8 protein-coding genes and 1 pseudogene are annotated in these 20,984 nt (G+C 36.5%); 7 read left to right on the top strand and 2 right to left on the bottom strand.

Going from position 1 to position 20,984, the window contains the following annotated elements; all coding sequences use genetic code 11:
* Positions 1-460 precede the first annotated feature (460 nt).
* The 6 genes and pseudogenes from ACQKOG_RS24650 to ACQKOG_RS24625 all read left to right on the top strand — a co-directional run.
* Positions 461-2,296: pseudogene (locus tag ACQKOG_RS24650) on the top strand (bifunctional metallophosphatase/5'-nucleotidase); the annotation flags it as partial.
* 86 nt (positions 2,297-2,382) lie between these two features.
* A complete protein-coding gene (locus ACQKOG_RS24645; RefSeq protein WP_427448426.1) occupies positions 2,383-6,882 on the top strand; it encodes an endonuclease in 4,500 nt (1,499 codons plus the stop codon).
* A gap of 638 nt (positions 6,883-7,520) precedes the next feature.
* Complete coding sequence (locus ACQKOG_RS24640) at positions 7,521-8,525, top strand: acyltransferase family protein (RefSeq protein WP_427448425.1); 1,005 nt, start codon at positions 7,521-7,523, stop codon at positions 8,523-8,525.
* A gap of 1,163 nt (positions 8,526-9,688) precedes the next feature.
* On the top strand, positions 9,689-12,841 hold the full coding sequence (locus ACQKOG_RS24635; protein WP_427448424.1) for an S-layer homology domain-containing protein: 3,153 nt from the start codon (positions 9,689-9,691) through the stop codon (positions 12,839-12,841).
* A 68-nt stretch (positions 12,842-12,909) separates the two neighbouring features.
* A complete protein-coding gene (locus tag ACQKOG_RS24630; RefSeq protein WP_370078413.1) occupies positions 12,910-13,065 on the top strand; it encodes a hypothetical protein in 156 nt (51 codons plus the stop codon).
* Positions 13,066-13,265: 200 nt separating this feature from the next.
* A complete protein-coding gene (locus ACQKOG_RS24625) occupies positions 13,266-14,765 on the top strand; it encodes an S-layer homology domain-containing protein (protein ID WP_427448427.1) in 1,500 nt (499 codons plus the stop codon).
* Between the two features lie 160 nt (positions 14,766-14,925).
* Here ACQKOG_RS24625 and ACQKOG_RS24620 read toward each other — a convergent pair whose 3' ends face one another.
* Positions 14,926-16,185 carry an HlyD family secretion protein gene (locus tag ACQKOG_RS24620; protein ID WP_427448423.1) on the bottom strand — a complete coding sequence of 420 codons (1,260 nt, stop codon included), beginning with the start codon at positions 16,183-16,185 and terminating at the stop codon, positions 14,926-14,928.
* A complete protein-coding gene (locus ACQKOG_RS24615) occupies positions 16,182-16,859 on the bottom strand; it encodes a hypothetical protein (protein ID WP_402872235.1) in 678 nt (225 codons plus the stop codon). Before ACQKOG_RS24615 ends, ACQKOG_RS24620 begins: the two co-directional genes overlap by 4 nt.
* A gap of 594 nt (positions 16,860-17,453) precedes the next feature.
* Between ACQKOG_RS24615 and ACQKOG_RS24610 the strand changes: the two genes are divergently transcribed.
* A complete protein-coding gene (locus ACQKOG_RS24610; RefSeq protein ID WP_427448422.1) occupies positions 17,454-20,927 on the top strand; it encodes a hypothetical protein in 3,474 nt (1,157 codons plus the stop codon).
* Positions 20,928-20,984: the final 57 nt, after the last annotated feature.

Below are 20,984 nucleotides of genomic sequence, written 5' to 3'. Positions count from 1 at the left end.
AAGTTCTGCTCCATCTAGTTGTTATGTTCATTATAAATAAAAGTACCCTATAAGAGAGACTTTTTTTAAGTGTCTATCTTATAGGGTACATTTTATAATTGGTTGAGAGGCTATTTCTTTTGATATAAATATATTTTGCCTTTGCTTTTATCGTTATGCAAATAAGATGGAATGTGTAATCTCTATGTAGGGTTAATTTGTTTATATGTTATTAATCTGATGTAAATTATCAATTCTCTATAGAATGTGTATATTTCCACTATTACAATTCATTAACATAATATAAATACTATAAAAATAGTGTATTAACAATAATATGTTTACATATATATGTAGTGGGGAAATATGTTTCGAATAGTTTTACTATTGATGGCACGCCGTATGCGATGAAAGTCGCCTGTATGGTGTAGGCCCAAACCGAAAGCCTAGATAGAGATATGTGGTATAAGGTGGGAATAGCAAAGATAAGTTTACTTTGTCGTTAATGCATTCAAACGACACACATGCGAATTTGAACAATATTGCTAAAAAGGTGACAGCAGTTAAGGAGGTTAGAGCGAAAAAGCCTAATGCATTACTATTAGATGCCGGAGATGTTTTCTCTGGAACTTTATATTTTAACGAATTTAAGGGACAAGCTGATCTAGCATTTATGAATTTAATGCGTTATGACGCGATGACATTCGGTAACCATGAATTTGATTTAGGTTCTACACCTGAAGGACATCAAGCCTTAGTTGATTTCATTAAGGGAGCACAATTCCCATTCGTTTCAGCTAACGTAGATTTTTCAAAGGATGCGAAGTTTAAAGGTCTATTTACGGATCTTATCTTAAGTGAGCCACAAAAAGGTAAGATCTATAACGGGATTATTAAAGAAATAAATGGTGAAAAAGTGGGGATTTTCGGATTAACAACTGCTGAAACAAAAGAGATTTCCTCTCCAGGCAGTGTTGCATTCAAAAACTACATCGAGGAAGCAAAAAAAGCGGTAAAAGCCTTTGAAGATAAAGGTGTCAATAAAATAATTGCCTTAACGCATATTGGGTATGATGATAACCCTGCATATGATAACGATCTTATTCTAGCAAAATCTGTAGAAGGTATCGATATTATTGTAGGTGGTCATAGTCATACTCAGCTAGATAAACCAACCGTTGTAAATAAAAATACGACTGGACAAGCAAAGGATCCAACGGTAATTGTACAAGCATATCAGTACAATGATTATTTAGGTACTTTGGACGTTACTTTTGACCAAAAAGGTGTTGTCATTGAGCATAATGGTGCTTTATTAAAAGTAGCTGATTATGCTGAGGATGCACAAGCAGTAGAAATGTTAAAGCCTTTTAAGCAAAAAGTAGAAGAAGTTTCAAAGAAGGAAATTGGTGCAGAAGCTTTAGTAGCGTTAGAGAATCCACGTACTGGTGGAGATAACACAAAGCCAAGTGTACGTAGAAACGAAACACCTTTAGGTAATGTTATTACAGATGGCATGCTTGCGAAAGCGAAAAAGTATAATGCAAATGTCATTATGGCTCTTCAAAACGGTGGAGGTATCCGTGCTGGAATTGATCAAGGACCTATTACAGTTGGTGAAGTAATAACTGTACTTCCTTTCGGTAATACATTAGCGACAATGTCTTTGACAGGAAAAGAATTGAAACAAGCATTTGAAATAAGCGTTGGGCAATACCCAGCTGAAAATGGTGGTTTCCTACATGTTTCAGGTGCAAAGGTAGAGTTTGATTCTTCTAAAGCAGCAGGTCAACGTATCGTAAAAATTTCATATAAGGATGCACAAGGAAATTACAAAGAAATTCAAGATAACGAGACTTATACAGTTGCAACAAATGCATTCACTGCAAAAGGTGGAGATGGCTTTGATGTCTTTAAAAAGGCATATGAGGAAGGGCGAGTGACAGACTTAGGCTTATCTGACTGGGAAAACCTTGCTGAACAACTTAAGTCCCTAGGCAAAGTCAATCCAAAAATTGAAGGAAGAATTGTAGAAGTTGCTAATAGTCTAGTACCTGATAAAAATATCCCAGAGTCAGAATTCTCTGGTACAGCAGACAAACCAAAAGTGTATGAAGGAAATGTAACAGTAGATGTTAACAATATTTCTTTATTAGAAAATGCGGTAGTGAAAGGAAATTTAATTATAACAGGTGCTTTAAAGGATGAATTATCTTTTTCAAACATACAAGTAGAAGGGAATCTGGATCTTTCAAAAACAGATGCTAAAAAAATTAATTTTAATGGAATCACAGTTAATGGAGAAACAATTCAATAATTCTTTTGCAAAGTCTTCTCTTAATAGAGGGAAGGCTTTGCATTTTAAAAACTAACTTTCCTAAATTTGAAAGGAGAATTGACTAGATGTCAAAGAAGAATTGGAAGAAGCCGATAAACGCCTTTTTAGCAACAACCTTAGTCGCGAGTGTTGCCGCACCAGTAGCACCTCTCACTGTACAAGCTGAAACATTAGCAAAGGATTTAATTATTTCAGAGTATATAGAAGGAAGTTCCTTCAATAAAGCGGTTGAAATTTATAATGGTACAGGCGCCGCGGTTGATTTAAGTAATTATACGCTAGAACTTCATACGAACGGGGAAGTTACCGCGAAAAATAAAGTGAATCTGGCAGGTATTCTAGAAAGTGGGGCTACCTATGTTTTATATCATAAAGATGCAGCGCCTAACATTAAAGCAAAAGGAAATCTAGAAAACTCAGCTGTTATTAATTTCAATGGAAATGATCCAATTGTATTAAAGAAATCTGGTGAAATAGTCGATTCTATTGGGCAAGTTGGTTCTTCAGTGGATTTTGGTAAAGATGTAACTTTAGTAAGAAAGAGTTCAGTATTGTCGGGTGATACAATTATTGATGATCCATTTAATGCAGCTTTAGAATGGACTTCATATCCGGTAGATGATTTTTCTAATTTAGGCCAGCACGTTATGGATACAAATTCAGGTGAACCTGTTGATCCAGAAAATCCAGGACCAGTCGATCCAGGGACTCCTGCCGTCCTGTCAATTGGAGAGGCAAGAGCTAAAGGCGTAGGCGAAACTGTTACCATCAAAGGTAGAGTTGCGGCGGGCTTGAAAAATACGTTCTCTGTCCAAGACGAAACAGGTGGTATTGCCGTAAGACCTCCTAATTTAGCTATGTCTATCGGGGATGAAGTTACTTTAAAAGGTAAATTAGCTGACTATCGTGGGCTACTACAATTAGATGGTGCTACAATCGTTGAAAAGGTTGAAAATGCCGGTGTACCTTCTCCAAAGGTTGTAACAGGTGCTCAAGTAAATGAAGATAGCGAATCACAGTTAGTAACAGTGAAAAATGTTACGCTTACAGATGTTCAACAAGGAGCAGGGTGGGCAAACTTTACTGCTAATGACGGAACAAATTTCCTCGTACGAGATGAAACAAATTCGCTAGATTTAACTGTCGGTACAAACTATGAATCTATCACTGGTATCGTTCAACAGTTCGATAAAGACTATCAAGTAATTCCTCGATCAAAAGCAGATATTGTAGTGGATAGTTCAGCATTAAAGCCTGCTATCGCATCTCCTGGAAGTGGGACGTTTACTAGGAAAACAACAGTCACTTTAACAACACCGACAGCTGATGCAGAAATCTATTACACATTAGATGGCACGGTGCCAACTGATAAAAGTCTTAAATATGAGGCACCAATTGAGATTAGCAAAAATACTACTTTAAAAACAATAGTTAAAGCTAAAGATGGCACATTTAGCAATATAACTACATTTGATTATAGCATTACAGATCAATTACAAATTCATGATATTCAAGGTGCAGGGCATACTTCTCCATTTGATGGTCAGACAGTTGAAGGAATTGAAGGAATCGTCACGTATTCATTTTCATTAAATAATAATTGGTATTATACGATTCAAACGCCAGATGAACTGGCAGATAATAATCCGAATACTTCTGAAGGAATTTTTCTGTACAGTGGAAAGAAACCATGGCCAATAAAAGTAGGGGATTTAGTTTCTGTTAAAGGTAAAGTAAGTGAATACGCATACGATGGCTATGATGATAGGCAGCAAACAGATTTAAAAACAACACAAATTAATGTGCGTGACGATCAAGACGGAAAAGTAGAAGTCATTAAAAGCAGTGTAGCTTTACCAAAAGCAATTGAAATAGATAAGTTAAAAATGTCATTTAGTGAGATCGACAGTGATCAGCTTGAAATTTTTAATCCAACAATCGACGCAATTGATTTTTGGGAAAGTCTCGAAGGAATGAGAGTAGAAGTTGGAAATGTGAAAGCTGTAGGACCACAGGATCATGGAGATTTAGTAACAGTACTAGAGGATGAACCAACGAACACAATTCACGGTGGGGTATTGTATGAGAAAGAAAATGCAAATCCAAACAGAATTCAATTCCGATTAGAACCGAATGGAGCTGCACGCGATCTTGAAGTGGCAACAGGTGATAAATTTAAAGGGCCAATTACGGGAATCGTAGGCTATTCTTATCAAAACTTTAAAATCTATACTTCTTTAGATGAGATGAAGGCAGCTTATGAAAAGGGAGATACATCTCCAAAGACGACAAAAATAGAAAAGGCAGAAGATAAGTTAACAATTGCCTCATATAATTTAGAAAACTTCTCTAATAACAAAACTTCTACAACTGATGATAAAGCGAGAAAACTAGCAAGAGCAATTGGTATTGATATGGGTAGCCCTGATATTGTTGGCGTAACAGAGGTGCAGGATAATAACGGGCCATCTCCAGGTGATTCCAAAGCGGATCAAAGTTATAAAAGATTAATTGATGCTATTAAAGGTGTAGGTGGTGTCGAGTATCAGTATGTTAATATCGATCCAATCAACAATCAAGACGGTGGAGCACCGGACGCTAATATTCGAGTTGGCTTCCTTTATAATCCAAAGCGAGTTAAGCTGAAGGAAGGTATCCCATCAGGAGATGCCACAACAGCTGTTGGTTATAAAGATGGGAAATTAACATTGAACCCTGGTCGAATTGATCCGGCAAATGAAGCTTTTAATAGTAGCCGCAAACCTTTAGCAGCACAATTTGAATTCCAAGGTGAAGATGTAATTGTTATCGCAAATCATTGGAATTCAAAAACAGGAGATACTCCTTTATTTGGTGCGATTCAGCCGCCAAAGTATGGAAGTGAAGTGCAACGTAAAAAAATCGCCAACATTGTTTATAATTTTGTTGGGGACATTAAATCAAAAAATCCAGATGCAAATATTGTTTCTTTAGGTGATTTTAATGATTACCAATTTGCAGATGCGCTTAAAATCCATGAAGGTCAATTGATGACAAATATGATTAATAAAGTAGATGCTTCTGATCGTTACACATATGTATTTCAGGGGAACTCACAAGTATTAGATCATATTTTAGTGTCAAACAATCTAAAAGACAAAACCAATGTCGATATTCTTCATATTAACGCTGATTTTACAGACATGGCTGGCCGTGCAAGTGACCATGATCCTGTAATGGTTCAAATCGATGTAAAAAAAGGTTCAACTGTTGAACCGATTCAGCCTGAAATAGTATATGATTATAAGAACTTCAAAACAAACAAATTGACAATAAATAAACCTAGTGTGGCAGTGCACTTAGATGCCCAATCTGTTATTCCAAAAGGTGTATTCCTTAAAGGTGCTTATGCGAAATTACATGGAGAAGGCTTTAAGACGACTGATGTTATCCTTAGTCCAGCTAAAGCAGGGATGATTATCGACCTTAAAGGCAATAGCGTGAAAACACTCACAATTGAAGGTCCAAATGTCAGTGAAATAAGAGGCGCCGAAAATATAGATATACAATCGATAATCTATAAAAAGGGTGCAGCTCCTGAGCAAATTAAATTTACAAATTCGAAGGGGGATCCCATTGTGGATCCTTCTTTACCTTCTGAAAACAATCAACCAATCATTAAAAAAACAATTTCAAACAAAACTGTAGCTGTTGGAGCGGAAATTCAAATTGATTTAACAGATCATTTTTCCGATCCTGATGGTGATGAACTTTCATTTACGGCTACAAAAGGTACTATAAATGGAAAGTTATTAACACTCAATTTAGATGAGGGTAGTCATATTGTTGGCGTTACAGCATCTGATGGCAAGAAAAGTGTCACTACAAGTTTCAGCGTTACAGTGATTGCTAATGATTATTATGCTGGAGCATATAACAAGGAAGGTCAAGCACTAAAAAAGGCTCTTCATGATATCATTTCTGAACAAAAGGTACTTTCTTATGATGATGTTTGGGATGCATTAAAGTATACGGATGAAGACCCTAATAATTCGAATAATGTCGTTTTATTTTACTCTGGTAAATCTAGTCCGAAAACAAACAATGGCGGCAATGTAGGAAACTGGAACCGAGAGCATACGTGGGCAAAATCACACGGTAACTTTGGGACAAGCAAAGGCCCCGGAACAGATATTCATCATTTACGCGCAACCGATGTACAAGTGAATAGCTCAAGAGGAAATTTAGACTTTGACAATGGGGGCAGTCCAGTCGCTGGTTGTAATGGCTGCTTTAAAGATTCAGATTCATTCGAACCACCTAATCGCGTAAAAGGTGATGTAGCACGTATACTATTATATATGGCAACTCGTTATGAGCTTGGAGATAAGGTTGATCTTGAATTAAATGACAAAGTCAATAATGGAACAGCCCCTTATCACGGTAAACTCTCTGTTCTTTTACAATGGCACAAGCAAGATCCTGTAGATGAATATGAAAAACAAAGAAATGAAAGAATTTACGAAATCCAAGGCAATCGAAATCCGTTTATAGACCATCCTGAATGGGTAGAGAAGATTTGGTGATGGAAAGTTTGGTTAATGCAGTGACTTAAACTATTAATATTACTTTCTTCTTTATTAATATGGAAGAGTACTCAAAACGCCACTTCAAAGTATATGAAGTGGCGTTTGTTTAAATACTACTCATAAAGCTAACGAATTGAAGCGGTACACCGATATGGCTGTACCTTCTCCGTGGTAAGCGAAGAGGATTTTTCCTTATGTAGGAACTTTTTCAGACAACACCTTGTAGTTCGCTTCCTCTTTTCAATTCAGCCTCATGCGATCGAGCGGGCAGATAATAATTCAATAATGCGCGGTGCTGGCTTTCGTGAATAGCTACTAGTCTGTTTACTTTTTCGTTTGTATCTAAAACAACTTGTTTGATTTGCTGCTACTCAAATTCTACTACTTCAAGACGATTCTCAACCGATTCAATTCGACTATTAATTGAATCAAGACGATGATTAATTTGCTTTAATTCGCTTAATACTTCCTCCATCGATTTTACTTCTCTTCTATTAAATATATCTATTTTGCTTATCTATCTCTCATTAATATAACCTCCTCATTATAGCCATAGATTACAAGTATCACCATTGCATTCATCGACAAACTATGACAGACTTAAATGAGATATAATAGTTTTAGGAGAATGTTTAGTGATTAAAGAGTGGGATTTACTGCGTGTGGTGGCGTGTTTGTCTATTTTACTATTACACACTTCTTCATGGATTATTATGGAGGTAGGTGTAGAGCCAGAGCAGTCGTTTTATCTGTTTTTACGGATTGCGCTGTGTTATGCGACGCCAACGTTTATTTTATTGTCTATTTTAATTTTAGCGAATCGTTATCAGGATAAAATACCGAATAACTTTTGGCCGAATAGAATTCAATATATTTTTCTACCTTATTTAGTATGGGCAATGCTTGATTCGGTAATTGTAGAGTTAATTTATCACAATGGCTTAGTATGGGATAAGTTTGTCAGTAATATTGTTTACGGCGGGTTTGTAGGCTGGTTTGTTGTGGTTATGATGCAGTTATATGTAGTCTTTGCGTTGATGAAGCGTTTTAAATGGTCTATGGCTTGGTTTTTACCGTTATGTGTACTGATTATGTTAATCCATCATTCATTGATTGCCTTGCCATATCCATTTTTTGAAGAGAATGAACTCACGTTGCGTTTACTATTTACGGGTTGGCTTGGTTATTTTGCGATAGCTTATGCGATGGGTGTGTATTATACGCAGATTGCTGCGCTTGCGAAAAAGTATCGTTACGCGACGATTGTGTTGCTTGTGTTATCTGCTATCTTTTTATATATCCGTCTGCAGCTCGGTTATACAGAGACGCATTCGAGACGACTTGATTTAATACCGCTTGTTATAAGTGTCGCCTTATTGGTAATTGCCTGGGGGCAGTCGCTACCTTATACGAAAACGGTTCAATTGCTAAGTCGATATGCGTTTATGATCTATCTCATTCATTGGGAGGTTCTGAGGATATCAACAGGATGGTTTGTGGACCATTTTAATAGTACGTTTGTCCGAGTGCCATTGCTAATGCTGTGGGCGCTAATCGTTTGTATTACGGTGACAAAGTTGATTTCCATGCTTCCATTTAGTCAGTGGATAATTGGGAGAATAAAAAGACGTACCGCATAGGAAAAGCAGTGATTTCTTTAATTATAGAAATCACTGCTTTTTTTATTTCACCGGTAGCAAAAAGGGATGCGCCACTAGGGATAGAAGTATCAAAAATAGCATCTACCATTCCGCAGTCTCAATAGATTCACGAATATGACATACGAAACGAGGTATACGTTCCAACCATTTTTATAAGACCCATTTTCAAGACAAATTAATATTCCATAAAAACTCCATGCCATAAATGTCCAGCACGCCCCGTTCCAAAAGCCCGTGAGCCAAGAATCGCTGATACCTACGAGAAGATCGCTGATAAAAAGCTTAGAATCGCTGATAAGCTCAAGAAGAACGCTGATAAAAAGCCAAGAATCGCTGATACCCTCAAGAAGATCGCTGATAAAAAGCTTAGAATCGCTTATACTCCCAAGAAGATCGCTGATAAAAAGCTTAGAATCGCTGATACCCCCAAGAAGATCGCTGATAAAAAGCTAAGAATCGCTGATACCTTCAAGAAAATCGCTGATAAAAATCCAAGAATCGCTGATACTCCCAAGAAGATCGCTGATAAAAAGCTTAGAATCGCTGATACCCTCAAGAAGATCGCTGATAAAAAGCTAAGAATCGCTGATACCCCAAGAAGATCGCTGATAAAAAAAGAATCGTTAATACCCCCAAGAAGATCGTTGATAAAATACCAAATATTGATAGAATTACTGTAATTGCTGATAAAAAAGTGCCAATTCACAAGTCAATTTCTGAACGAAAAATGGCTTATAGAATATACCAAAAACTAATAATATATAAAACTTATGGAAAATTCTGATAGAATGTAGGGAATACAAGAATAAATTACCTACCTAATTGTGACATGAGTTCACGAATTGTTCACTAATGGTTTTTAATCAATTATTGTTTAAAAGTCGAAAATTGTAGAAATTTGGATGGTAAAAATGACATGGGTAAGATGGTATATTTTCCTTGTGGCAGTAAGGTTTGTCTGTTAATTTTCGGGATGGTAGCCATAACAATATTTGTACAAAATATGGGTATAAAACCTTTAAAACTAAGGTGTTACCACATTTTTCATTCCAGGTATTTCATTTTGAAATTTATTATCTCGTAATCTTATAATGAAGTCGTAGTCACGAATATTGGCTAATTTATCTAGGAGGTAATTTCATATGAAACAAAAATATAGTAAATGGGTTGTAGGCGCAGCTTCAGCAGCCCTAGTAGCATCAGCAATCGTACCAGCAGCAAGCGCAGCAAGCTTTTCTGATATTAAAGGCAATGATCACGAGGACGCTATTTTAGCATTAGCAGACGCTAAAATCGTATCTGGATACCCAGATGGTACATTCAAGCCGAATGCTGTTGTTACACGCGGTAATGTAACAAAGTTCTTAGGAAAATGGTTAGTGTCAGAAAATTACGAAATTCCTGCAGACTATGCAACAGAAGCTCGTTTCTCTGATTTACCAACAACAACATCTGACAAAGAGTTATTACAATATGCAGCACTTGTTAAAGATACTGGCGTATTCAAAGGCGCAAACAACCAATTAATGCAAGCTAATAACATGAACCGTGAGCAAATGGCTGTTGTTTTAGTACGTGCTATCAAAACTGTTTATAACGTAGATTTAGTAGCTGAGTACAAAGCGGATGAAGACTTCGAATCTGTTATCACTGATTTAGACAAAGCTACAGCTACAGAAAATCGTGAAGCAATCATCGCATTAGAATATGCTGGTATTACAAACGTTGAAAATATCCAACAGTTCAATCCTAAAAACTCATTAACACGCGGTCAATTTGCATCATTCTTAAGCCGTTCAATTGATAGCTTTGGTGAAGAAGCAACTTTAACTGTTAAAGAAGTTAAAGTTGTAGATGCAACAACATTAGAAGTAACACTTTCTGATGACAAAACACATAAGGTAACATTACCAACTCCACTTCCAGAAAACAAAGAAACTAAAGTAGAGTTCGAGATCGATGGCAAAACTTATTCTGCTGAAGTTACATATGTAACTGCGGTAAAAGTAAAATCTGTTGATGCAGTAAATGCAAAAACTTTAGCTGTAACATTCAATAAACCAGTTGAAACTGAAAAAGCTAAATTTGAGCTTAAAAAAGATGGCTTCAAATCTAACTTCTCTTCTATTACTTGGAATGAAGATAAAACAGTTGCAACAATTGAATTAACAAGCAAAATTACAAAAGGTGAATTCACTGTAAACGTAACTGGCCTTTCAGATGAAGCACTAACTGGTTCTGTGAAAACAGAAGACGAAAAAGTTTCTATTATTGATATTCTTGGTGAAGTAGCTCCATCAACTGGTGATAATACAGCTACAATCGGCTACCAAATTAAAAACCAATATGGTGAAGATATTACAAAATTAAATGCTTCATCTTTAACACTTTCTGCAGCAGGCGCTGATTCTGCAGTTGCAAATGCAGACGGCTCAATCACTATTACTAAAGCTGCTGGTCTTAAAGAAGGCGACAAAGTAGTACTTACAGTGATCCACGGTTCAACTGCAACTACAACAACACAAACTGTAACAGTTTCTGCTAAAACTGTAGCATCTGATGTAACAATTGGAGCTCTTTACAATAAAGATGGCAAAACTTTAACTGAAGATACTACTTTAGCAAAAGATAAATTCTATCTTCCTGTTACTGTAAAAGATCAATACGGTAAAGAAGTTACTGACTTAAACCGTCTAAATGGTGAGGTTCTTGTAACGAATACAAACCAAGCTGTTGCAACATTTGGTGCATTTGAAAAACAAACAATCGAAGGTAAAGATGTAGTTGTACTTCCTGTTACTAACATTGTAGCAACTGGTGATACAAACGTAATCGTTATCGCTAAAGCAACTGGTAAAAACGGTCAAGCAACAGTGAAAGTTGCTGAAGGTTTACGTGCTGATTCAGTAACATTAGGCGCGCCAACAAAAGTTGCTACTGCTGGAGCAGACATCCTATTCCCATTATCTGTTTTAGACAAACAAGGTAATGCAATTAAAGATACTGCTGTATTAGGCGGTTCTAAAGGTATCACTATTACTGGTGGTACTTTAGTAGAAAAAGACGGTGAGCTTTATACAAAAGTAGCAGGTGCTAACGTAGTAGAAAACGCACCAGTAACTGTTGTTGTGACATCTTCAACTGGTAAAGTTGCAACTCAAACAGTTATCCCTAAATCAGCTACTGAACCAAAAGTAATCACTGGCTTAAATAGCAAAGTAAGCACAGCTATCCGTGAACTTGCTGATGAAAAAGTAGAAATTGCTGCAAAAGATATCGTAGTTGAAGACCAATTCGGTCAAGTTATTTCAACTGACGAGCTTCTTGCAAAACTTGCAACAGCAGGTTACACAATCAAAGCATTCACAGATGCGGATGCACCATTCACTGTAGCAGGTGAAATTAAAGATGCTGCTAACAATAAAATCACAGTAACATACAAAGCAGGCGCTACTAAAACAACTGCTAATGTAACATTCAAACTTGTAAAAGTTGCGAATGATACTGCAGTTGAAGCAAGCTCTTACTCTAAACAATTCTCAGTTGTAAAAGATAGCTCGTTCACTTCTTATAAAGTAGAAGATATCAAACCTATCTATGTAACTGGTACTGCAGGATCTTTTGCAATCCCAACTGAATATGGAAAAGACATCGTAGTGAAAGCAGTAACTGCTAATGGTGGAGAAGTTACACTTAAAGCTGGTTCTGACTACACAGTAAAATCTGCAGTTCTTACAGGCGTTGAAGATGGTAAAATTACTACTGATGATGCGGCTAAAGTAGAATTCGATAAAGATGCGAAAACTACAACTGCAAAAGTAACAATCACAATCAATGCTACTGGTGAAGAAATCGTGAAAGAAGTAACATTCTCTAACGTTGCTCCTAAAGTAGAAAAAGTTGCTGTAGTAGAAAACAATAAAGCTCAACAATACATTGATGGTGAAGCTGTTAACTTCGTAACAACTTCTTCTTACAATGTAGCTGCTAACTTCGACTTAGATGCATTCTTCCAATTAGCTGACGTAGTTGTTACTGACCAATACGGCGTAATGGCAACTGTTGCTGAAACAGGTGCAGATAAAGGTAAAGCTACATTTGATGGCAAATTAACTGCTGCTACAACATTAACTTTATCTAAAGTTTCTGGTGAAGTAGTATTCAGCCAAAACGGTACAGCTGAAGCATCTGCTACAGGTAAAGCTGGAGACGTATTCAATGCTCGTGTAAACATTGGTGGTCAAAGTGCAGAGCTTGTAAAAATTACAGCTAAACAAGACTTCAAAAACAACTAAGAAATATTTTATATACAGTGGAGGTTTGAGTTAATCGAACTCTCCACTGTTTTTTTATGGGGAAAATTATGGCGATGAATAGAGAAGCGAGAGTGACGGAAAGAAAGACTAGCGATGGAAAGAAGAGAGAACGGCGAAAAGAAAAGTCAGCGATGGAAAGAAGAGCGGGAACGACAGATAAAAGAGTTAGATCGACGGAAAGAAAAGTCGAAACGAAGAACTGAATCCGCAAAATAACAGATATCATCTCGAACCGACGAACTTGGTAGTCATTAGTAGAAACTTAACATTATACCTCACCCTAACATTCGATATAGAACTAGAAAAAAGAGACTCTTAATAAGTTGATTATGAAATATTTGGATTCCCTTATACGTATTATAATAGTATGATAGACAAAATATGTTAAGGGGTTGAGCCGGTGATGAAGAAGCATACTTTATTTCATGGGGCATTAGTTGCTGCTTTAGCGACAAGTGCGATTGTAGTAGTACCAACTGCACAAGCAACAGATAAATTTTCCGATGTTGATTACACGAAAGAATACGGTGTTGCTGTAAAGGATTTAGCAGAGCGCGGAATTATTAAAGGTTATACAGATGGCACATTTAAGCCATTCGCTGACGTGACGCGTGGACAGGCATCGAAGATTTTAGCAGGTCTGCTAGGGTTGGATACTAAAAATGTAATGGATCCACAATTTACTGATGTAAAGCCGAGCGATGAATATTATGGGGCAATCGCAGCCTTGGAAAGTGAAGGGATTATCTCAGGGTTTGCGGATGGAAGCTTCGGTGTTAATCAAGCGATTACACGTGAACAATTAGCGCGAATGCTAACAACGGCATACCATTTAGAAACTACTGAATTTGGTCAGGCATTACCATTTAAGGATATTGAAAAATATTCAGATGCTTATTACGCAGTCGCTCCATTGTTTGAGAATAATATAACGAAGGGGATTACACCAACTACTTTTGGTTTAAAAGAGACTGTCAATCGTTCGCAGCTTGCGTTATTTATTCATCGTCTTGAAGCTATGCAGGCTAAACGAGTGGTCCAAACATTTACTGCACAGGAGTTTAATTCAACTAATATTGATGCTTATTCTAATGATAACCTATCGCCAGATGGAGAGCATGAATTTTTCCGCATTCTTCGAACAAATAACGATGTGAAGATTGAGGCGTTACGAGAGGGGTCTGGCAATTTCATGCTGGTTGGCTACAATATTGATAATGATGAAAATTATGAAATAGTCGACTTGCAAAAATATAAAATTGATGTAACAAAAGTAGATGGAAAATTACAAATTAACTGCCAGCCAACAGATGAAGTTACCCCGGGATCAGCACTGTTTTTAGAGCAAGATTTAGGCTTTGATCCGAAAAATATTCAGCTAACTACAGCTGCTGGACATGCTGTTAGTGATAAAGTTTTCAGCTATAAGCCATTTAAATTTGATGGCTGGGAGGAACATTCGATTCCTAATGGCGGTAATTATGTGCTTTCGTTATCGCAAGCAGGTGACTATATTGCGACTTTCTCAGATAATAAAGGACATTCGGTACGTGTAGGCATCCATGCAGAATCTGATGGCTATGAATTGTATACAACATCAGCGGTTGAAAGAAACAGCACGTTCATTCCAAAAAGTGAAATTGGCTTTAATGTGAAAGATTTCAAAATAGAGCAATACACAGGCGCAATGCATGATTATAAAATAGTTGATGTCGAGCTTTCAGCAGATGGTATAACTGTAAAAAAAGTCGGAAAAGGTAATTCTATTTTTTCTGTCCGTCTAAATGGAGCAAATGGTGAGAAACTATATGTTCATGGCATGGTCTATGAGGTAAGTGGTATAACAGCAATGAACTATGAACTAGCGACACAAGAACAGATGGAAAATTCATCATTTAATTAAGAAGCCGGTAGAAAAGAGAACATCGCTGATAAAAATCGAAGAATCGCTGATAGAACCAGGTAAATCGCTGATAAAGCCAGATAAATCGCTGATAAACATCAAAAAACCGCTAACAACACAAAAGCCTCCCCAATTTTTCATTCGGGGAGGCTTTTATATACTAAAAGACAATATATTTCACGTAGTCTTTCCAACCAATCTCTTTAAAATCTCGCCACTCGATTTTTTTAAGAGGTATTGAACGGAAGGAGCGAGCTAAAATATTGCGTTGTTCATTTGCAATAATAGGTGTTCCGGCATCCATATAGCCTGTAAAGATAGTAGAATCTGCCGTTTTAAAGGCAACCTCGATATCCTCAAGGCGTATTTTGCCATTTTCATCAATCGTATAAACGCTATATTTATTATTCTTTCTAGCCTTCACCCATGCGGACTTCACCTTAAGTGCGTTGGATGCCTGATTTACGGTAATAGAAGCCTTACCGACAGTTGAAAATGGTATGTTTTCTAGTATGTCATCTTGATGCAATATTACCTCATAGCTTGTAGGCTTTGGTAGCTTTGCAGACTTAGCTAGTGCATTTGCCCAAAGGGATTCATTATTTGTTGGTATCATTTGTTTTTGAAATACAATACCTGATAGCTCATTGTCGTTATGCGGCAATTTAAAACTAACGGTTTGCCCATCTTCAACCTTTTGCCATTCATCCTCGGATAAGTAAGCTAGCATAGACTTTTCAGATGAATAGATTTCAAATGTTACCGCACCAGCTTCTTCAGTGATTTTTGAGATTACACCATCTACTGGGCAAATAACACCTTGGCGCGCTTTAACTTCGCCAATCTGTGCATCCATTAAAGCTATTTGACGATTGGTCTCCGCAATGTGACGGTTCAGTATTGCCACTGCAGTTGATGGAGAAGCTTGCTGACCTAATTCAAATTTAACAGAGACGTTTAACTTCTCACTAATTTGGTCGGTATTAATAGAGCTTTTTGGGTCATTGCCTTCTCCGTATTCAGATTCTATGTCCGCTAAAGCAGATTCTAAATCACTTAATTCAGTTTCGTAAGCAGTGCGTTCAGCCTCAAGCTTTGCTAATTCACCGTCAACTTCCTCTGTTTTGTAGGTAGCTAGTAAATCATTGGCATGTACTTCCTGCCCACGTGTTACATCTATTGCAGCAAGATTTTTCGCATCTGCTGAAATCGTATAGGTTTGCGTTGGTGCAACAATCGCATCCTTTTCCACCGTCTCTACACGATCACCAGGTGTAGCTCTTTGGAATTCATTGATAAAGTAGGATCTTGCTACTTTACTATCATCCTTAAATACAAAATAAGCATTTACACCAATTAATAACGCTATCACAAAAATACTTAAACTTGTCCAAGGTCTGGATTTAATAAAGCGCATCATCCTAACCCCCTTGTAATCCATTCTTGTAGTGGTAACACACTAATCATTCCGATAAAAATAGCCATTACTACATATAGCCCAATAATTTTTGCTAATAATGCCTTTCGATCTGACCATTCCTCCCATTTTGAGAGGAACGTGTATTGCACAATAATTGTTAATACTGTTGCTACGGTTAGTTGATTGATAGCAAATAGTACATAATCCTTATCAATTACTTGCTGAGCTATAGGAGCAAGTGAGAAGAAGGAGAAGTTTGTAGTGTAACCAACTGCATAAAACACAGCAAATAAAATTGTCTTTTCAATAAGTAAAAATACCATTACATAAAGTTGTACCTTCTGAATCCATTTGTAAGGAATGTCTGTTAATAGATGTAACAAGTATGTAACGCCATAATAATGGAAGCAATAATAGATGACTCCCCAGGCAATAACTCCAACCATTGATAGTAAACGGGCTGTATAGTATTCAGTTGGATGATTCGATGCAAATAATGTTGTTAAGCTCTCAGTACCCATGCCCCAAAACTCACGAACGATGAATAGAAGCAAAAAGAGTATAAAAACTACGAAGGATCGCTTTTTATAGCCTCTTATTTCTCCTTGCTCAACAGCTTGGGTAAAATAAGTGGGATGCATTAAGCTGTGCCAAAATTTATATTGATAAAACATATATAGCTCCCTTTCTCGTAAATTAAATAGTAAAGTTGTAGTATACACCTAATTACTGGAAAATAATATAGTAGAAATGCTAAGTTTTTCATTGATTTCCCTCGAAAAAGAGAAAATTTAATCGTTATTTTAGACAATTATACAAAGCTTTTATTTACCAATCTGAGTAATGTTTCAACAAAATATTTCCTGGAAAATATAAGGTGTAAGTACCTATAGAGTAGCGCTTTCCGCAGACGAGCGCTGATTCCTCTACGCTTCGTTTGTACAAGAAAATTGCCGTCAGCTGCACCTATCTTTTAGGTAGTAAATTTGTTCAGCTAAAGTCTATTTAGCATTTTTACTCGAAATTAGTCATCTTTTGCCAAAATTTCTTCCAGATCAATGCACATAAATCAATTATATAGTATCCTAACAATAACTTCCTATAAAAAGACTATTTAATCTAAAAAAATTATCTTGCTGTTAGTGAAGAGGATGAGCTTCTTTAATAGATTAGCTTGAAATAGGATAAAATGCACCGATACAAAAGGTAGCAAATTAGAAATAAATGATACATATCTATTTACCTATAAAAAAGAAAGGGTGGGCATTTTGAAGAAACCACTACAGGTTGGTGTAATAACAAGTCTATTACTAACTCCGACAGCAATTGCCAATGCTCAAGAAGGACAACCTCAAACAATTTCTCAGGCAGATCAAGTAGCTAATGTGAATGTAGCGGCAGTAGACACTAGAGCACAAACCATTGCACAATTTGGCAAATTATCTGTTACTTCAACTAATGATGAAATGGTGATAGCAAAGGGGGATGTAGCAGTTTTAAGTACTACAGACTTCAAACCCGATGAAATCAATTTTATTAAAGCGAAATACGAGTATGTTGTAGCTCAACGAGATTTATTGGCTAAATTAAAGACTATTGGAGCCAAAATAAGTAAGTTATCTTATACAAGTAAAACATTTGTTGATGAAGCTACAGAAGTTAATAAAGAGTACAATACTTTTTTAGGTTCAGACACTGAAGCCTATATAAAAGTTCAAAAGACTTTCGAGAGTGCTGTAAATGCTGCCCTTGCGTCAGCGGATGCTAAGGACCTTGTTTCGGCAGTTCGAGGTACATCAACGCAATACGGCTATGGAGTACAAGAGCGTAATGATTATTTCAAAAAGAACGGTGCAGATATTGAGAAGCTTTTAAAAATGTACAAGGATGCAGAAGATGTAGGTCAGGCAATTAAAAAGTTAGATTCTTTTATTGATATCCTAAACAACCAGTTATCCACTTCTACTGACATTGCCAAAGCTATTACTGAAGTAACAACTGAACTAAACAAGCTCACAGCTGATCAAAAGAAAATTATTACAGCCTATAATCCAAATAATGCAACGGTAACACCATACAAAAAATATACAGAAGTATTAGCCAACTTATCATCAGCTGATCAAGTAATTGCGAAAATTACAGAGCTGACAAACAAGAGCCCAGGGGATTTCCCATCTGCTACAAACTTTATTAGTGCAGTAACAGCGATTGAAACTGCCTACAATAAACTAGATGCTGGCTCAAAGAATTTAGTTACGAATTATGAAACGTTTAAGCTATTTAAAGCTGCCGCTGATATTTCCAAGCAAATTACAGCACTAAAACCGTCAAATAATGCAGATTATCGAACTTCTGTAAAGGCTATTAAAGATACCTTATCAACATTAGACAAAAAAGATTTTGTGAAAAATAGCGCTGACTTAGAATTAGCTGAAGCAAATATAGCGGCAGCGCAAGAAATTGAGAAACTCATTGCTGGAATTGCCAATGCTTCCGATAAAATTACTCAAATAGAGCAAGCGCGTGCAGCTTACAATACACCAGTATCACCTGATGGGAAGAAAATAGATCCTGCCACAGTCAAAAAAATCGTCAACAATTTGTCAGAACTAACAAGCTCGGAAACATCATATAAAGCAGTTTTAAATGTAATTGCGCTAGTGGAAAAGCTAGACCCAACTGCGAAAGATTATACTAAAAAAGCGAAGGCTGCGAATACTGCTTATCAAAAGCTAGATTCTGCAAAACGCGAATATGTGAAAAGCTATAAATCGTTGGGGGATCAAGTAGAGGCGATGGATATTGTGGCACGCATCATGGCTTTGAATCCATCGCAAAAAACATATACGGAAGCAGTCAAGGCGTTATTTGCAGATTATGAGAAACTATCACCTAACGGGAAAAACCTTGTAACGAATTATTCTGATCTTCAAATCGCGGACGGCTATATTACTACAGCTAAAAATTTCGATGATCGTGTTATCGCTTTAGCTAATGAGCCAGATGCTACGTTTGTAGCGAAAATAGCAGCGATGTCTGCAGAATATAAAAAGATGGATAAAAATGCAAAAAAATTAGTAACACAATCCAAGACATTAACAACTTATGAGAAAAATAATGCCAAAGTTGTGAAGGTTATTAATGCGATTGCAGCTTTAAATCCAGCAAATAAGGATTATACAAAAAAGGTTTTGGCAGCGCGTAAGGCGTACAATGCATTAGACTCCGCCTCACAAAAACGCGTAACAAACTACAATCAGCTAACAGCTGTTGAAGATGTTGCTACATTAATAGGTTTGATTGAAACATTGAAACCGACAAGTAAAACATTTTTAAATGATTTAGATTCTGCGCGCAAAAATTACGATGCATTACCACCAGAAAAGCAAACTGCTGTCACAAACTATGAAAAGCTTGTCACAGCTGAGACTGAGCTGAAATCTGCGCATATAGTTATTGAATTGATAGACGTGGCAGTGCCTACTGATCCAGATTACTTAACGAAGCTTATGAATGCTCGCGTTGCTTACGATAAGCTAACATCAGGACAGAAAAAGCTTGTCTCTAATGTGAAGGTGTTAACAGATCGTGAAAAAGAAGTAAAAGCAATTTTAAATACTATGGTGCAAATCGATGGTATAGAGCCGGACACAAGTAAATTTGTCAGTCAAGTAAACTCAGCGCGAAAAGCGTACGATAAACTGACAAAAGACCAAAAACTATATGTCAATAATATTGCTATTCTACAAAGCTATGAGCCAACTGCCAAAGTGATTGAATTAATTGGCAAACTAAAGCCGTCAAGTAAAACGTTCAATGCGGATACAGTACAAGCTCGAGCATTATACAATGCTCTAAGTAAGGATATGCAGCAATATGTCACAAACTACAATTTATTACAAGCTGCTGAAACAAGCATCTTAGGTGCAGGAAATGTACAGCGCATGATTGATGAGCTTCCGACTGTCCCGGCAAATCAATATATTAAACGTATAGAAGAGATACGTGCAGCATATAATGCATTACCAAAAGATCAACAATATGCGGTTGAAAACTATAAAACATTGCAAGAGCAAGAAAAAATTATTAAGCCTGTCATTAGTGTTGTCAATGAGATTGATAAACTTATGACATCGAAAAATATGGACAGCCAATATCAAAAGATTTTAAAAGCATATGATAATCTTACTGCCACTCAGCGTAAATATGTTTATAACGATCAGCTGCTTCTATCAATAGATAACGTTATTAAAGTTTATCAAAGTATTGCAGCTTTAAAGCCAAGCGACAAATTGTATTTCGGTATGATAGAATCTGTACGAAAAGATTACGATAGCTTAAGTACTACAGATAAGCAACGAGTATCTAATTACAATATTTTGCTTGAAGCTGAGAAAAATATGAGTGAAGTAAAGAAAGTTGTTGAGATTATAGCTGGTCTTAATCCGGCTTCTAGCACATATATTCAAGATGTAGCGAATGCTTCTGCTGCATATAAAGCATTAGATTCTAAAGTAAAAGGACAAGTTCTTAACTACGATACTTTAAAGAAAGCAGAAAAAGATGTAGCAGTAGTGTTAAAAGTAGTAAATGCGATTGGCGAGCTGGATCCAGACGCTAAAACGTTTGAAAAGAAAGTACTGTCTGCACAAAAACTATACGACGCACTTACTCTTGAGCAACAGGATTTAGTATATAATTACCGTATTTTACAGGATCATATAAGAACATTAGGTTTGTAATAAGGAGAGAGGGCAAGTCCCTCTTTTCTTTCTTTATAATAAGGAAAGGAAGCGTTA

Source organism: Lysinibacillus sp. NPDC093216 (assembly GCF_050280325.1).
Taxonomy (GTDB): Bacteria; Bacillota; Bacilli; order Bacillales_A; family Planococcaceae; genus Lysinibacillus.
Note: the sequence above shows the minus strand (reverse complement) of the source record. Positions and strands in the feature narration are given on the sequence as shown.